Annotated in this window: 14 protein-coding genes; 13 read left to right on the plus strand and 1 reads right to left on the minus strand. The window is 62.7% G+C overall.

Features of this window, described 5'->3' with window-relative positions; all coding sequences use genetic code 11:
- Positions 1–14 precede the first annotated feature (14 nt).
- Positions 15–533, plus strand: a complete 519-nt coding sequence (locus GT753_RS00230; protein ID WP_004940503.1) for a GNAT family N-acetyltransferase — start codon at positions 15–17, stop codon at positions 531–533.
- A 109-nt stretch (positions 534–642) separates the two neighbouring features.
- Positions 643–1,167, plus strand: a complete 525-nt coding sequence (gene aroL / locus GT753_RS00235; RefSeq protein ID WP_160125140.1) for a shikimate kinase AroL — start codon at positions 643–645, stop codon at positions 1,165–1,167.
- A gap of 36 nt (positions 1,168–1,203) precedes the next feature.
- Here the strand turns inward: aroL and GT753_RS00240 are convergent, their stop codons facing one another.
- A complete protein-coding gene (locus GT753_RS00240; RefSeq protein ID WP_021504702.1) occupies positions 1,204–1,947 on the minus strand; it encodes an AraC family transcriptional regulator in 744 nt (247 codons plus the stop codon).
- A gap of 96 nt (positions 1,948–2,043) precedes the next feature.
- Here GT753_RS00240 and GT753_RS00245 point away from each other — a divergent pair, with 96 nt between their 5' ends.
- The 11 genes from GT753_RS00245 to GT753_RS00295 all read left to right on the plus strand — a co-directional run bounded on the left by GT753_RS00245 (position 2,044) and on the right by GT753_RS00295 (position 14,643).
- Positions 2,044–2,448, plus strand: a complete 405-nt coding sequence (locus tag GT753_RS00245) for a nuclear transport factor 2 family protein (protein ID WP_015376809.1) — start codon at positions 2,044–2,046, stop codon at positions 2,446–2,448.
- A 47-nt stretch (positions 2,449–2,495) separates the two neighbouring features.
- The gene (locus GT753_RS00250) at positions 2,496–2,696 is read left to right on the plus strand and encodes a YaiA family protein (RefSeq protein ID WP_004940491.1); all 201 of its coding nucleotides are present in this window, start codon (positions 2,496–2,498) and stop codon (positions 2,694–2,696) included.
- Positions 2,697–2,842: 146 nt separating this feature from the next.
- Positions 2,843–3,343 carry an RNA polymerase sigma factor gene (locus GT753_RS00255; protein ID WP_021504701.1) on the plus strand — a complete coding sequence of 167 codons (501 nt, stop codon included), beginning with the start codon at positions 2,843–2,845 and terminating at the stop codon, positions 3,341–3,343.
- A 76-nt stretch (positions 3,344–3,419) separates the two neighbouring features.
- The gene (locus tag GT753_RS00260; RefSeq protein ID WP_021504700.1) at positions 3,420–4,373 is read left to right on the plus strand and encodes a FecR domain-containing protein; all 954 of its coding nucleotides are present in this window, start codon (positions 3,420–3,422) and stop codon (positions 4,371–4,373) included.
- Between the two features lie 156 nt (positions 4,374–4,529).
- A complete protein-coding gene (locus tag GT753_RS00265) occupies positions 4,530–7,217 on the plus strand; it encodes a TonB-dependent receptor (protein WP_021504699.1) in 2,688 nt (895 codons plus the stop codon).
- A gap of 78 nt (positions 7,218–7,295) precedes the next feature.
- Positions 7,296–7,862, plus strand: coding sequence for a heme acquisition protein HasA (locus GT753_RS00270; protein WP_004940479.1), 567 nt, complete (start codon positions 7,296–7,298; stop codon positions 7,860–7,862).
- Positions 7,863–7,934: 72 nt separating this feature from the next.
- Positions 7,935–9,719 (plus strand): type I secretion system permease/ATPase, encoded by a 1,785-nt coding sequence (locus tag GT753_RS00275; RefSeq protein WP_160125141.1) that lies wholly within the window; start codon positions 7,935–7,937, stop codon positions 9,717–9,719.
- Positions 9,716–11,047 (plus strand): HlyD family type I secretion periplasmic adaptor subunit, encoded by a 1,332-nt coding sequence (locus GT753_RS00280; protein ID WP_004940475.1) that lies wholly within the window; start codon positions 9,716–9,718, stop codon positions 11,045–11,047. Before GT753_RS00275 ends, GT753_RS00280 begins: the two co-directional genes overlap by 4 nt.
- A gap of 2 nt (positions 11,048–11,049) precedes the next feature.
- Positions 11,050–11,841 (plus strand): energy transducer TonB, encoded by a 792-nt coding sequence (locus GT753_RS00285; RefSeq protein WP_021504696.1) that lies wholly within the window; start codon positions 11,050–11,052, stop codon positions 11,839–11,841.
- A gap of 253 nt (positions 11,842–12,094) precedes the next feature.
- Entirely contained in the window at positions 12,095–12,868 is a 774-nt protein-coding gene (locus GT753_RS00290) for an IclR family transcriptional regulator (RefSeq protein WP_004940471.1), read from the plus strand.
- 218 nt (positions 12,869–13,086) lie between these two features.
- Positions 13,087–14,643 (plus strand): OPT/YSL family transporter, encoded by a 1,557-nt coding sequence (locus tag GT753_RS00295; protein WP_015376817.1) that lies wholly within the window; start codon positions 13,087–13,089, stop codon positions 14,641–14,643.
- The last annotated feature ends 11 nt before the right edge of the window (positions 14,644–14,654 follow it).

Here is a 14,654-nt window from a genome sequence, read left to right on the forward strand (position 1 = left end):
GTTAAGGAGAACCCATGAGCCTGCAGATTCGTTTGGCGCAGCAGCGGGATATCGCGCATCTGATGGCGGTTGAACGCTCGGCGGCGCAGTTGTTTCGCCAACAGCCGGAATGGCGCTTTATTGCCGAAGGCGAGGTGATGGCCCCGCAGCAGCATGCCGCGTTTATCGCCGAGCGCCGTGAATGGCTGGCGGAAAGCGACAACGGCGAGTGCGCCGGTTTCATCGCCGTGCTGGCTCAGGGGGAAGACTGGCACATCGCCGAATTGTCGGTCGCCGGCACCTGGCAGCGGCAGGGCGTCGGCCGCCGCCTGATCGGCGCGGTGGCGGAAGAAGCCAAACGGCAGGGGGCCGGCCGCCTGACGCTCACCACCTTCATTGAGGTGCCGTGGAATGCGCCTTACTACCGGCGGCTGGGATTCCGGCCGCTTGAGGGCGCGCAGCTCACGGCCGCCTTGCGGCGGCATCTGGATGAGGATCTGGCGCACGGCTTTGCCGTCGGCAGTCGCTGTGCCATGGAATTTACACTATCGTAAATATTGAAATACAGAGCGGGCAGGGTATGATGCTGCCACCACGCCATCGCACCCGCTCGGCATTTTGGTATGCAATGCACTCAAGTCACCGCATAAGGGACAACCCGTAATGACACAACCCCTGTTCATGATAGGCGCTCGCGGAGCCGGCAAGACCACTGTAGGCCGCGCATTGGCGCTGGCGTTGGGCTATCAATTCGTCGATACCGATCTGTTTATGCAGCAGGCGGCGCAGATGAGCGTGGCGGAAATGGTCGAGCGCGAGGGTTGGCTGGGGTTCCGCCGCCGTGAGACCGTCGCGTTGCAAACCGTGACTAAGCCGTCAACTATAGTTGCCACCGGCGGCGGCGCGATCCTGGCGGAAGAGAATCGTCAGTTTATGCGCCAGCATGGCACCGTTATCTACCTGCGCGCGCCGGCCAGCGTGTTGGCGCAGCGGTTGGAAGAGTACCCGGAAGATGCGCAGCGCCCGACGCTCACCGGCAGGCCGATCGCCGAAGAGATGCGCGAGGTGCTGGCCGCGCGGGAAGCGCTGTATCAGGATGCCGCACATTACGTGATGGACGGCGCCGCCGATCCGCAGCGGGTGGTGGAACAAATCCTCGCTGTGCTGCCGCGTGAGGCGGTGAAATAACCTTTTCTTCTCTTCGGGCGCTGTGCGCCCGTTTTTCTATTCCGTTTGCCGAGCGGCCGCAAAGTAGGCCCCGGGCGTGACGCCGAAGCGGCGGCGAAAGGCGGCGATGTAGGCGCTGACGTTATCATAGCCGCAGGCGTCGGCCACCTCGCCAACCGCTTCGCCGCGTGATAACCCCTCCAGTGAACGCAATACCCGCGCCTGCTGGCGCCACAGCGCGAAGCTGATGCCGGTTTCCTGCAGAAAACGGCGGCTCAGGGTGCGCGGGCTGAGCCCGGCCCAGATGGCCCAGTCGCGCTGGCTGCGCGGGCTGGCGGGATCGTTCAGCAGCGCTCGGGCGATGTTCAGCAACCGGGCGTCCTGCGGCAGCGGCAATTGCAACGGCGCGCGGCTTGCCGCGTGCATTTCGTCCAGCAGCACCTGCAGCAGCCGCCGTTGCGGCGCACTCAGCGGGCCGGCGGGGAACTGCGCGATGCGCTCCACCAGGGCCTGCAACAACGCAGAGGCCGTGAACAGTTGCGGCAGCGGCGGCATCTCCGGCACGCTTTCCATCGGCAGATACAGGCTCCAGCCCGCCACGTCGCCACAGGCCAGCGCCTGATGGGCGCATCCCGGCGGCAGCCAGCCCAGCGTGCCGCCGGTGATCGCCCATTGCCGGCCAGGGAGTTCCATTGCCAGCATGCCGCGCGTCAAGAGATAGATCTGGCCGCCTTCGTGCCGGTGCCAGGGCGTCAGGTGCTTTTTTTCATGCTGAAGGCGTTGGCTGCGGATCTGCGTCATGTTGGCCGTTTAACGTTATTGAAAGTCTTGATGTGGTTATTATGCCATCGCCTGGCCGGGATAGGATCGCCGTTCACCCTATTTCGGAGAAATGTGATGACTCAACTTACCCCGCTGAATCTGGTGCTCGATACGCTGCAGCAGATCGTCGCCAGCCCGGAGCATCGGCCGGCCCAGCTCGCCGCCCGCTTCAGCGCAGGCTACCGCCAGCAGGTGGATGGCAAGGTGCTGCACTTCGAGCAGTTTGAGCAGCATATGGCGCTGCTGAAGCGGCAAACCCGCCGCATGACGCTGAGCGTGATCGCGGCGGCGGAGCAGGGCGAGGCGGTGCTGACCCACCATCTGGTCGAGGTGGAAAAGCGTGACGGTTCCCGCTGCCGCGTGCGGGTGTTGGCGCACTTCACCGTGCGTGAAGGGCGTATTTGCGCCTGCGACGAATTGACCGAGCTGTTGACGGGGGCTCCCGGCGATCGCGATCTTGGCTCGCGCGTGTCGGAATGAGGGCGGCTGCTATACTTGCTACTGTGTGAAACACACTGGAGAACGGCATGCGCGAAAATGATCAACCTGCTTATCCACGGAGTGCCCGCGTCGTAGAGGTGTTTCGGGGGGACCCGAACCTGCATCTGCGCCGTTTTGAAGTGCGCACCGACGACATTGAGCCGAATACGCTGCTCAGTGAACATGAAACCGAGCAGGAAGCGCTCGACGCCAAGCATCGCTATGAAGACGAGGCGTTAGAGCTCTGACCTGCAGCCCAGCGGAAACCGGCGTCAGGCCGGTTTCCTGTTTATCCCCCCGCGTTAGCACATATTTCCCAGAACAATATTGATAATGATAATCATTTATGTGATTTTTATCGCCCCTATTGGGTGTTTCACTTCTGGGAAAAGAGATGTCCAATTCCGAGTTGCAGGCGCTGTTTCTGCGCCATATGCGGCCGCTGCAAGCCTATTTGAACGCCAAACTGCGCGACCCACAGCTGGCCGCGGATTTGGCGCAGGAAAGTTTTACCCGCCTTACCGAGCAATATCCGCAGGGTAACATTCTCGATATCGAAGCCTACCTGTATAAAACCGCCAAAAACCTGATGCTCGACCATCTGCGCCAGCAGCAGCGGCGGCAGACCGAAGCGGTCGAAGACGACATTCTGGCGCAGTATCCCTCCGGTGAACCGGCGCTTGAACAACTGGCGATCGATAGCCAATTGCTGCAGCTGTTGCAGCAGGCGCTGGCGGACATGCCGCCGCGCACGCAGCAGATTTTCCGGCTCAACCGGCTCGATGGCCTGACCCAGGCGCAGGTGGCGGCGCAGCTGGGCGTGTCGCTCAGCACGGTAGAAAAACACCTGGCCAGCGCGCTCGAGCGGCTGATGGCGCGGATGGAAGAACAATAATGGCAATTTTTTTACGGGTTTATCCGCGCTCAGACGTCTTAACCTATAACCAGAAAAAACAGAGGTCTATGCCATTATGAAACCGCTAACCGCACAGGCGCGACAGCAGGCGGCCGCCTGGGCCGTGAGCCTGGCCGAAGGGGCGCTGCCGGCCGATCGGCGGCGAGCGTTGGACGCCTGGCTGGCCGCCGATCCGCAGCATCCGGCGGCGCTGCGTCAGGCTCGCCTGCTGTGGACGACGCTGGGACAGCTGCCGCCTGAGCAGCGGCAGGCGTTACAACCGCAGGTGGCGACGCTGAAAACGTCATCCCATCGCAGGTGGCCCCGCTGGGCGGTGGCGGCGGCGGTGGCGATCGCCGTTTCCTTCGGCGTTTATCGCGGGCCGGATCTATGGATTGGCATGCAGGCGGATTATCAAACCGTTCGCGGCGAGGTGCGCGAAGTTGCGTTGCCGGACGGCAGCCGGGTGGCGCTGGACAGCGGCAGCGCGATCGCACTGGCGTATTCCGCAGGCGAACGCAAGGTGCGGCTGCTTAGCGGCGCCGCCTATTTTGTCGTCGCGCCGTTGGGCGGGCCGGAAAGTCGCCCGTTCAGGGTGGAGGCGGAAAACGGCGTCACCCAGGCACTGGGCACCGAGTTCAGCGTGGCGCGCACCGAGCAGGGCGTCGACGTCAGCGTGCATCAGCACAGCGTGCGGGTAACGCTTGAGCGCGGTGAGCGTTCGCTGGTGGTCGCGCAACGCCAGGCGGCGCATTACCGCAACGGGCAGCTGCAGCTGACGCGGCAAACGGCCGGTGATGACGCCTGGCGGCGCGGCTGGCTGGTGATCGACCGCCAACCGCTGACGCAGGCGCTCGCGCAGCTCAACCGCTATCGCGAGACCCGCATCGTAGCGATCAATCCCGAACTCAGATCGCGTACGGTCAGCGGCGTGTTCGCGCTCAATAAACTCGACGACGGCGTCGGCGCCATTCGTCAGGAACTCTCCGCCCGCCAGCTGAATCTCCCCGGCATCACGCTGCTTTACTGAGCGGTGCAGGCGGGCCGGGATGCCCGTTTCGCCGCTATTTTCACTTTCTGTAAAAAATCTTTACGGGTTTTTGCCTCCCGGAACGTCCTTATGTTTAAACGAGATTGATTTCCATTATCACTTGGTTTGACATTCTTTCGGGTGGAACACACACGCATGCTTATTCACAAGGGAACCACGCCGGCCGGCCGCTTGGCCACGGCGGTACGCGCCGCGCTGGCGGCGATGATGTTGATTCAGCCGGCTGTGGCGCTCGCCGTCCAGGCTGAGGCGAACGGTGCGCAGGCCGCACAGCAAAAGCATTTCAACATTGCGGCGCAGCCGCTGCAGAGCGCCATGTTGCGCTTCGCCGAGCAGGCCGGCATGCAGGTGTTTTTCGACGAGGTGAAACTCGACGGCATGCAGGCGGCGGCGCTGAACGGTAGCATGAGCGTTGAACAGGGCCTGAGGCGCTTGATCGGCGGCAATCCGGTGGCTTTCCGCCTGCAGCCGCAGGGGCAGATCGTATTGAGCCGGCTGCCGACGGCGAACGGAGAGGGCGGCGCGCTGGCGCTGGACAGCCTGACGGTGCTGGGCGCCGGCGGCATCAACGCCAACGATTGGGTTTACGACGAACCGCGCTCGGTCAGCGTCATTAGCCGCGAACAGATGGACAACCGCCCGGCGCGGCACGCGGCCGATATTCTGGAACAGACCACGGGGGCCTATTCCAGCGTCAGTCAGCAAGATCCGGCGCTGTCGGTCAACATCCGCGGCATACAAGACTATGGCCGGGTGAACATGAACATCGACGGCATGCGGCAGAATTTTCAAAAGAGCGGCCATGGCCAGCGTAACGGCACCATGTACATCGATTCTGAACTGCTGTCCGGCGTGACCATCGACAAGGGCACCAGCGGCGGTATGGGCAGCGCCGGCACGCTCGGCGGCATCGCCACCTTCAATACCGTCAGCGCGAGCGATTTCCTGGCGCCGGGCAAAGAGCTGGGCGGCAAGCTGCACGCCAGCACCGGCGATAACGGCACCCACTTCATCGGCAGCGGCATACTGGCATTGGGCAACGAAACCGGCGATATCCTGCTGGCCGCCAGCGAACGCCACCTCGGCGACTATTGGCCCGGCAATAAGGGCGACATCGGCAACATTCGCATCAATAACGACACCGGCAATTACGATCGCTACGCCGAGAGCATCAAGAACAACAAAATCCCCGACACCCATTACCGCATGCACTCGCGGCTGGCCAAGGTGGGCTGGAATCTGCCCGCCAACCAGCGCCTGCAGCTGAGTTATCTGCAGACCCAGACCGCATCGCCGATCGCCGGCACCTTGACTAACCTGGGCACTCGCCCGCCCTACGAACTGGGCTGGAAGCGCACCGGCTACACCGACGTGATGGCGCGCAACGCGGCGTTCGACTACAGCCTGGCGCCGGAAGACGTCGACTGGCTAGATTTTCAGGCCAAGCTGTATTACGTCGATACTCAGGATGACAGCGACACCTACAGCACCAGTTCGCTGCTGGACAACGGCTACGCGACGCGCACCCGGCTGCGTACCTATGGCGCACAGGCGCAAAACACCTCGCGCTTCAGCCTGGCGCCGGGGCATGACTTCCGCGCCAATTACGGGCTGGAGTTCTATTACGACAAAGCCACCAGCGACTCTTCCCGCCAAGGCATGGATGGGGTGACGCCGGCCGGCAACCGTTCGGTAGCCAGCCTGTTCGCCAATCTGACCTATGACTACGACGGCTGGCTGACGTTGGAAGGCGGGCTGCGTTACGACCGCTATCGCCTGCGCGGCCAGACCGGTCTGAGCTACGCCGACTTCCCGTATACGGCGGAGAATCCCTGCAAACAGCTGCGGCTGCGCAACTGCCTGGCGACGACCACGCAGCAGGAGTGGAACGTCGATCGCGATCAGGGCAAGCTGTCGCCGACGCTGGCGCTGGCGGTGCGCCCCGGCGTGGAGTGGCTGGAGCTGTATACCACCTACGGCAAATCCTGGCGGCCGCCGGCGATCACTGAAACGCTGACCAACGGCAGCGCGCACAGCACCTCTACGCAATATCCCAACCCGTTCCTGCAGGCCGAGCGCTCGCGCGCCTGGGAAGTGGGGTTCAACGTACAGCAGCCTGACCTGTGGTTTGAGGGCGATCGGTTGGTGGCCAAGGTGGCCTATTTCGACACCAAAGTGGATAACTACATCAACCTGGCGATTAACCGGGACAAGCCGGGGCTGGTGCAGCCGAGCATCGGCAACGCCGCCTACGTCAACAATCTGTCGAAAACCCGTTTCCGCGGGCTGGAGTACCAGCTCAACTATGACGCCGGGGTGTTCTACGCCGACCTGACCTACACCCACATGATCGGTAAAAACGAGTTTTGCTCCAGGAACGCCTGGCTGGGCAATCGCCTGCGTTACGGCGCCAACTCCCGGCCGGGCAATTTCTACGCGGAGCAGGATCCGACGGCGAATGACGCCGTGTCCTGCGACGGCGGCTCGCAGTTCGGCACCGCCGCTTACCTGCCGGGCGATCGCGGTTCGGTGACGCTGGGCGGCCGCGCTTTCGATCGCAAGCTGGACGCCGGGGTGACCGTGCGCTTCGCGCCGGGCTATCAGGACAGCTCGGTGCCGTCCAACTACCCGTATCTGGCCGACTGGCCGAAATACACCCTGTTCGATCTGTACGCCAGCTACAAACTGACCGACAGCCTGACGCTGCGCGGCTCGGTGGAGAACCTGACCAACCGCGCCTACGTCGTCAGCTACGGCGAGACGCTGGCCAATACCCTGGGGCGCGGCCGCAGCGTGCAGGGCGGGGTGGAGTACCGTTTTTAAGCAGTAAAAGGGCGTTGCTCATCGTTGAGCACAGAGGTCGCCTCGCAAGGGGCGCCGTTCATCAATGGAGATAGAGAAATGGCATTTTCAGTCAATTATGACAGCAGTTTCGGCAGCTACAGCATCCATAACTATCTGAACGAGTGGGCGTCGTCGTTTGGCGATATCAACCACACCAACGGTAATGTCACCGACTCCAACAGCGGCGGTTTCTACGGCGGCAGCCTGTCCGGCAGCCAATATGCCGTGACCAGCACCGCCAACAACATCACCTCGTTCGTGGCGGGCGGCAACCTGACCTACACCCTGTTCAACGCACCGGCGCACACCCTGTACGGTCAACTGGACTCCCTGTCGTTCGGCGACGGCCTGAACGGCGGCGGCTCTACACCGTACAACATCCAGGTGCCTGACGTCAGCTTCGGCGGCCTGAATCTCAGCAGCCTGCAGGCGCAGGGCCACGATGGCGTGGTACACCAGGTGGTGTACGGCCTGATGTCCGGCGATACCGGCGCGCTGGAAACCGCGCTGAACGGCATCCTCGACGACTACGGTCTGAGCGTCAACTCCACCTTCGATCAGGTGGCGGCGGCGACGGCGGTGGGCGTGCAGCACGCCGACAGCCCGGAATTGCTGGCGGCCTGATCGCGGCCGTTTGCCCGCCGGCGCCGCGTGCCCCGGCGGGCGTTTTCTCGTTTTTAGCCGATGGAAAACGCCATGAAAAACGCCGTCAGGCGCGGAGAAGTGATGAGCGTGCTGGCCGCATACCGGCGCGGATTTTGGGGCATTGCGCTGTTTACCGCAGTGATCAACCTGCTGATGCTGGCCCCGGCGCTGTATATGCTGCAGGTCTACGATCGCGTGTTGCCGTCGGGCAACCGCATGACGCTGGCGATGCTGACCCTGATGGTGGTCGGCCTTTACCTGTTTATGGGCCTGCTGGAGTGGGTGCGCAGCCAGGTGGTGATCCGCCTTGGCGCCCAGATGGATATGCGCCTCAATCAGCGAGTCTATGACGCCGCCTTCGAAACCAATTTGAAAACCGGCAACCCGCTGGCGGGGCAGGCATTGAACGATCTGACCAACCTGCGCCAGTTCGCCACCGGCAATGCGCTGTTCGCCTTTTTCGATGCCCCCTGGTTCCCGGTTTATCTGCTGGTGGTTTTTCTGCTCCACCCCTGGCTTGGCGCGTTGGCCAGCGCCGGGGTGATCCTGCTGGTGCTGCTGGCCTGGCTCAACCAGCGGGTGTCGCAGGCGCCGCTGGCGGAGGCCGGCCGCGTCGCGCTGAGCGCCACGCAGCAGGCCAACGGCAACCTGCGCAATGCCGAAGCCATCGCCGCCATGGGCATGTTGACCGACTTGCGCCTGCGCTGGCTGCGGCAGCATCAGCAGTTCCTGCTGCTGCAGAACCGCGCCAGCGAGAAAATCGCCGCGGTCACCGCCTGGTCGAAAACCGTGCGGCTGGCGCTGCAGTCGCTGATGTTGGGCTGCGGCGCGCTGCTGGCGGTCAACGGCGACATTACGCCGGGCATGATGATCGCCGGATCGATCCTGATCGGCAGGGTGCTGGGGCCGATCGATCAGCTGATCGGCGCCTGGAAGCAGTGGTCATCTGCGCGCCAGTCCTTGCAGCGGCTGGAGGTGATGCTGGCCGCTAACCCGCCACGAATACCGAGTCTGCCGCTGCCGGCACCCGGCGGTACATTGGTCGTGAATCAGTTGACCGCTAGTGCGCCAGGCGGCACGGCACCGGTGTTGCACGGCGTCAGTTTTCGCCTGGAGGCCGGCGAGGTGCTGGGCGTGATTGGCGCGTCCGGCTCCGGCAAAACCCTGCTGATGCGCCAACTGGTTGGCGCGCTGACGCCGCTCAGCGGCGACGTGCGGCTGGACGGTGCAGACATTCAGCAGTGGGACAAGCAACAACTCGGGCCGCATATCGGCTACTTGCCGCAGGATATCCAGCTGTTCGCCGGTACCCTGACGGATAACATCGCCCGCTTTGGGCAGGTCGACGCCGAGAAGGTGGTGGCGGCGGCGGCGCTGGCCGGCGTGCATCAGCTGATCCTGCATTTACCGAAAGGCTATGAGACCGAGCTGGGTGAAGGCGGCAGCGGCCTGTCCGGCGGCCAACGTCAGCGGGTGGCGCTGGCGCGCGCGCTGTATGGATCTCCGGCGCTGGTGGTGCTGGACGAACCGAACGCCAACCTCGATCGCGAAGGGGAAGGGGCGCTGCAGCGGGCGATCGAAGCGCTGAAGGCGCGCGGCACCACCATCGTGTTGGTGACCCACAAACCGGCGATCCTGGCGACCACCGACAAATTGCTGGTGCTGAGCGCCGGCCAGATACAGCACTTCGGCCCCAGCGACGCCATCCTGAAAAAACTGCCTGGTTTTGCGCCCGCCGCTGCCGCCGCACCGGCCAATGCCGGGCGCAGCAACGGCGGCTTCAACGTCAATTACGCCAACTTCGCCAAAACGGCCAGCGGTGAACGAAAAGTATGAGCAATCAGAGTGTGATCCCCGGCGATATCGACGCCCTTTCCCGGCAGTTCGACGAAGGCCGTTATCTGCGGCTGGGAGGCTGGCTGGTGCTGTTGGGGTTTGGCGGTTTCCTGCTGTGGGGGCTGTTGGCGCCGCTGGACAAAGGCGTGCCGGTTTCCGGCAGCGTGGTGGTGGCCGGCAACCGCAAGGCGGTGCAGCACCCGAGCGGCGGGGTGGTGTCGCAGATTCAGGTGCATGAGGGCGACCGGGTCCGCGCCGGGCAGGTGCTGTTGTTGATGGATACCGTCGACAGCCGCACCCAGCGCGATGCGCTGCGCAGCCAGCAGTTGAGCAACGCCGCGCAGCAGGCGCGGCTGCAAGCCGAGCGCGACGGTCTGCAAGCGATCGCTTTCCCGCCATCGTTGCAAACGCGGCGAGAAGAGCCGGAGGTGATGTCGCTGATGCTGCTGCAGCAACAGCTGTTCACCAGCCGCCGTGCGGCGCTGCAGAGCGAGCTGGCGGCGATCGCGGAAAGCATCGCCGGATCGCAGGCGATGTTGGAAGGGGTTCGGCAGTCTTACGCCAGCAAGCAACGGCAAAAGGCCATGCTGCAGGAGCAACTGGGCGGCATGCGCAAGCTGGCGGCGCAAGGGTATGTGGCGCGCAATCGGCTGCTGGATCTGGAGGGGCAGCATGCGCAGATCGACGGCCAGGCATCCGAGGACAGCGGCAATATCGGCCGTCTGGGGCGCCAGATCCTGGAGCTGAAACTGCGGGCGATCCAGCGGCGGGAGGAGTATCAAAAAGAGGTCAGCAGCCAATTGGCCGAGGTACGGATGAAGCTGGACGAGCTGGATAACCGCCTGGCCAAGGCGGAGGCCGATCTGGGGCATACGCAGGTGAAAGCGCCGGTGGCGGGCACCGTGGTGGGGTTGAGCGTGTTCACCGAAGGCGGCGTGATTGGCGCCGGTCAGCAACTGATGGAGATCGTGCCCAGCGATCGCGGGCTGCAGGTAGAAGCGCGCATCCCGGTCGAGTTGATCGATAAAGTGCAGGTGGGGTTGCCGGTCGAATTGTTGTTCTCGGCGTTCAACCAAAGCACCACGCCGCGCGTCGAGGGCGAAGTGACGCTGGTCGGGGCCGATCGCCTGACCGACGAGAAAAGCGGCGCGCCTTATTACAGCGTGCGCGCCAAGGTCAGCGAAGAAGGATTGCAACGCTTGAGCGGGTTGGAGATCCGCCCAGGGATGCCGGTCGAAGGCTTCATCCGCACCGGTGAGCGTTCGATGATGAACTATCTGTTCAAACCGCTGACCGATCGCCTCCATTTGGCGCTGACGGAAGAGTGAGCATGTCGGTTTCGCCGCTGCCTTTCGCCGCACCCGGCACCGCCATGCCCTGGTGCCGTTGTCTGGTGTTGGTGCTGGCGCTGCATCTGCTGGTTGCCGCGCTGCTTTGGCCTTGGCGAGACAAGGCCGAGCCGCCGTGGGTGCCGCCGCCGGCGGTGATGGTGCTGATGGCCGCCGCGCCGCAGGCCCCGGCCGAGGCGAAACAACCGCCGGGACAAAGGACGCCGCCGCCTCAGGTTGAACCGCCGGCGCCACTGGAGCCGTTGCCGCTAGTGAAAGCGCCTGACGCCGCGCAGCCGAACATCGCCGTGCCGCCGAAACAGAAAAAACCGCCTAAGCCGATGAAGAAAAACAACCTGCCCCGCACGCCGCCGCACGAGAGAATCATCGCGCCGCCGAAGGTTCAGGAACAAAGCGCCGGCGCGCCGCCGCCGGGCCGCGCGGATAAAACGGCCGCGCCGCAAACTCGCCTGACGCCCTATGCTCAGGCGGGGGAGGACAACTGGCGCAGCCGCATCAGCGGCCGCCTGAATCGCTTTAAGCGTTACCCCAAAGACGCACTGCGGCTGAAGCGCCAGGGCGTCGGGCAGGTGCGTTTCACGTTGGACAGACAGGGCCACGTGCTGGCGGTGACGCTGGTCAGCAGCGCCGGGCTGCCGTCGCTGGATCGTGAAATCCAGGCGCTGGTCAAACGCGCTTCGCCGCTGCCCACGCCGCCGTCGGACGCCTACGTCAACGGCACGGTGGAATTGACGCTGCCGATCGATTTCAGTTTGCGCGGCGCGGGTTTTTGAGTCGCGACGAGATATCCCCCGAACAAAACCATTTTTCAGCAGCTTGTCCTGCTATTTATTATTTTCAAAGCGTATCGTTATTTTAATCAACGTGACGAAGTTGGCGTTCTGCGCGATATTTTAATTTAAAAAGCACGAATGCCTTTTATTTTTCTGCTGATAAAAAATAAACAGCTTGACGCTGTGGAGTTCGGGTTTTAGTTTTTAATTATAAAACAGGAACTGAGTTCCATATAGTGGAACAAGGTGGATCATGACAACGCTGGAAAATGCCGCTGCGGTATTAAAACTCTTTACTCAACAACGCGTGATGCATGGTCAGCCGGGTATAGCATTCAGCGACGTGGTGGATCAATTGGCGCTGCCAAAAAGCACGGTGTCGCGCCTGCTGCAGACCATGGAAAATCAGGGCATGCTGGAGCGCGATCCCGATAGCCGGCGTTACCGCATCGGTGCGCTGTTGCTGGCGGTATCCAGCCACTATCTGTCGATGCCGCTGGTGGACAGCCTGGCGACCAGTATGGCGCAGCTGTGTCGCCAGACGGCGTGTACCGGCTACCTTTCGGTATTGGAGGGGCAGGAGATCATGGTGATGCGCATGTTTCCCGGCCGCCACTTTTTGCAGGTGGTCACTCCGGCGGGTTACCGTTCACCGGCGGCGGAAACCTCGGTCGGCCGGGCGATACTGGCGCGTGAAAGCGACGAGCAGGTTCGAGCGCGTTATGCCGGCGGTTACCGGGCGGCTTCGCCCAATGCGCCGCAAACGCTGGATGCGCTGTTGCAGAAGTTGCAGCAGGTGAGGCACCAGGGATGGTCGTTGGCACGCAATGAAACCCTGAACAGCATCAGTTCGCTGGCGACCGCGCTGGTGAACAAGCACGGCAGCGAGACGGTGGGGCTGTGTCTGTCCTTCCCTTCGCAGGGTGAGGAACAGCCGTTCGTACCGGAAGTTCTGGCCGAATTAACCGCAGTCACCTGCCAACTGGCGGAAAAATATGGCGATGATTATTGGCAGCAGATCAAATAACGCGTCAGAGCTGTAGCATTCCATCATAATTAACGAGTGCCGACACCAGGGAACTCATTAGTTATATTCCACCGTATTTTATTGGTGGGAGTAGATAGGCTGAGTAAGAGAATAATAATGTTATGACGCCAGCAGTTCCAAATAATGGAACTGCTGCGGCGAGCTATCGCCTGGCGTTATTTCCGTCATGCGGCAGGGAATATTCAGGGAAACCAAGCATGAAATCAAATAATCCGCTAAAAGCGGCCGGCACGCTGTTGGTCATGGCGCTACTTTCGGTGATGGGGGCGATCATCGGCGTTCAACTGATCACCACGCTGGGCGTGACGCCCAACACTTCGATCATCGGCGCGCTGATCGCCATGCTGTTGGCGCGCATCCCGCTACAGATGTTCCAACGCTATCGTTCGGTGCATACCCAGAACCTGGCGCAAACGGTGATCTCCTCCGCCACTTTCGGTGCAGCCAACTGTCTGCTGATGCCGATTGCGGTGCCTTACGTGATGGGGCAACCGCAGCTTATTTTACCGATGTTCTGCGGCGTGGCGGCGGCGATGCTGCTCGACGCCTATCTGCTTTATCGTCTGTTCGATACCAAAGTGTTCCCCGCCGCCAATGCCTGGCCGCCGGGCGTCGCCGCCGCAGAGGCGATTAAAGCCGGCGATCGCGGCGGCAAGCAGGCCTGGCTCCTGGTGGTGGGCGTAGTGGTGGGCATCGCTGGATCAATGCTCAAGATCCCCATGGCGGCTTTCGGCACCGCCTTTATCGGCAATATCTGGGCGCTGAGCATGTTCGGCGTCGGGCTATTGCTGCGGGCCTACGCCGAGCCGGTGGCCGGATTCGATATTAACGCCCATTTTATTCCGCACGGCGTGATGGTTGGCGCTGGCCTGGTGGCGCTGATCCAGGTCGCGCAGGTGATCCGCAGCCGCCGCGCTGATAGCGCCGGTTATACCCAACCCGACAGCGCCGTAAGCAAAGCGCTCGGTCTGGGCGCGGTCGGCTATATCGTCATCGCCGCTTTTTTGGCCCTGATCGGCGGGCTGTTTAGCGAGATGTCGCTGCCGATGTTGGCGCTGTTCGTGATTTACGCGGCGTTTGCCGCTTTCGTTCATGAGTTGATCGTCGGTATCGCTGCCATGCACTCCGGCTGGTTTCCCGCGTTCGCGGTGGCGTTGATCACCCTGATAGTCGGTATCCTGATCGGTTTCCCACCGCTGGCGCTATGCATCCTGACCGGTTTTACCGCCGCCACCGGGCCGGCCTTCGCCGACATGGGCTTCGATTTGAAAGCCGGCTTCATCCTGCGCGGCTACGGTGAGGATCTGCAGCAAGAGCTGCTGGGGCGTCGCATTCAGCTGTTTGCGGCGTTGATCGCTTTCATCATCGCCATTCCGGTGGTTTACCTCTCTTACCACAGCTATTTCCTGCAGGATCTGATCCCGCCGGTCGCGCGCGTTTACGCCAAAACCATCGAGGCCGGCGCGCAGCCGGGCATCGCCTGGAGTCTGTTGATCTGGGCGATCCCCGGCGCCGTGGTGCAGCTGGTCGGCGGCCCTAAACGCCAGCTCGGCGTGCTTCTGGCAACCGGCCTGCTGATCAACAACGCCTTGGCCGGGTGGGCGGTGCTGGTCGGCATCGCGCTGCGCGTGGCGATCCTGCGACGTTGGGGGGATCGTGGCCGCACGCCGATGGAGATTATGGCGGCCGGATTTATCGCCGGCGATGCGCTCTACAACTTCTTCAGCTCGATTTTTTCCAGCAAGGGCAAATAGCTCCTGCCGAT

Origin of the sequence: Serratia sp. Z4 (assembly GCF_009900725.1) — a bacterium.
Taxonomy (GTDB): domain Bacteria; phylum Pseudomonadota; class Gammaproteobacteria; order Enterobacterales; family Enterobacteriaceae; genus Serratia; species Serratia nematodiphila.

What these genes read in the sequence shown, in the direction of transcription:
- GT753_RS00230 (WP_004940503.1), top strand. Translation starts at nt 15, where the DNA reads ATGAGCCTGCAGATTCGTTTGGCGCAGCAGCGGGATATCGCGCATCTG.
- aroL (WP_160125140.1), top strand. Translation starts at nt 643, where the DNA reads ATGACACAACCCCTGTTCATGATAGGCGCTCGCGGAGCCGGCAAGACC.
- GT753_RS00240 (WP_021504702.1), bottom strand. Translation starts at nt 1,947, where the DNA reads ATGACGCAGATCCGCAGCCAACGCCTTCAGCATGAAAAAAAGCACCTG.
- GT753_RS00245 (WP_015376809.1), top strand. Translation starts at nt 2,044, where the DNA reads ATGACTCAACTTACCCCGCTGAATCTGGTGCTCGATACGCTGCAGCAG.
- GT753_RS00250 (WP_004940491.1), top strand. Translation starts at nt 2,496, where the DNA reads ATGCGCGAAAATGATCAACCTGCTTATCCACGGAGTGCCCGCGTCGTA.
- GT753_RS00255 (WP_021504701.1), top strand. Translation starts at nt 2,843, where the DNA reads ATGTCCAATTCCGAGTTGCAGGCGCTGTTTCTGCGCCATATGCGGCCG.
- GT753_RS00260 (WP_021504700.1), top strand. Translation starts at nt 3,420, where the DNA reads ATGAAACCGCTAACCGCACAGGCGCGACAGCAGGCGGCCGCCTGGGCC.
- GT753_RS00265 (WP_021504699.1), top strand. Translation starts at nt 4,530, where the DNA reads ATGCTTATTCACAAGGGAACCACGCCGGCCGGCCGCTTGGCCACGGCG.
- GT753_RS00270 (WP_004940479.1), top strand. Translation starts at nt 7,296, where the DNA reads ATGGCATTTTCAGTCAATTATGACAGCAGTTTCGGCAGCTACAGCATC.
- GT753_RS00275 (WP_160125141.1), top strand. Translation starts at nt 7,935, where the DNA reads ATGAAAAACGCCGTCAGGCGCGGAGAAGTGATGAGCGTGCTGGCCGCA.
- GT753_RS00280 (WP_004940475.1), top strand. Translation starts at nt 9,716, where the DNA reads ATGAGCAATCAGAGTGTGATCCCCGGCGATATCGACGCCCTTTCCCGG.
- GT753_RS00285 (WP_021504696.1), top strand. Translation starts at nt 11,050, where the DNA reads ATGTCGGTTTCGCCGCTGCCTTTCGCCGCACCCGGCACCGCCATGCCC.
- GT753_RS00290 (WP_004940471.1), top strand. Translation starts at nt 12,095, where the DNA reads ATGACAACGCTGGAAAATGCCGCTGCGGTATTAAAACTCTTTACTCAA.
- GT753_RS00295 (WP_015376817.1), top strand. Translation starts at nt 13,087, where the DNA reads ATGAAATCAAATAATCCGCTAAAAGCGGCCGGCACGCTGTTGGTCATG.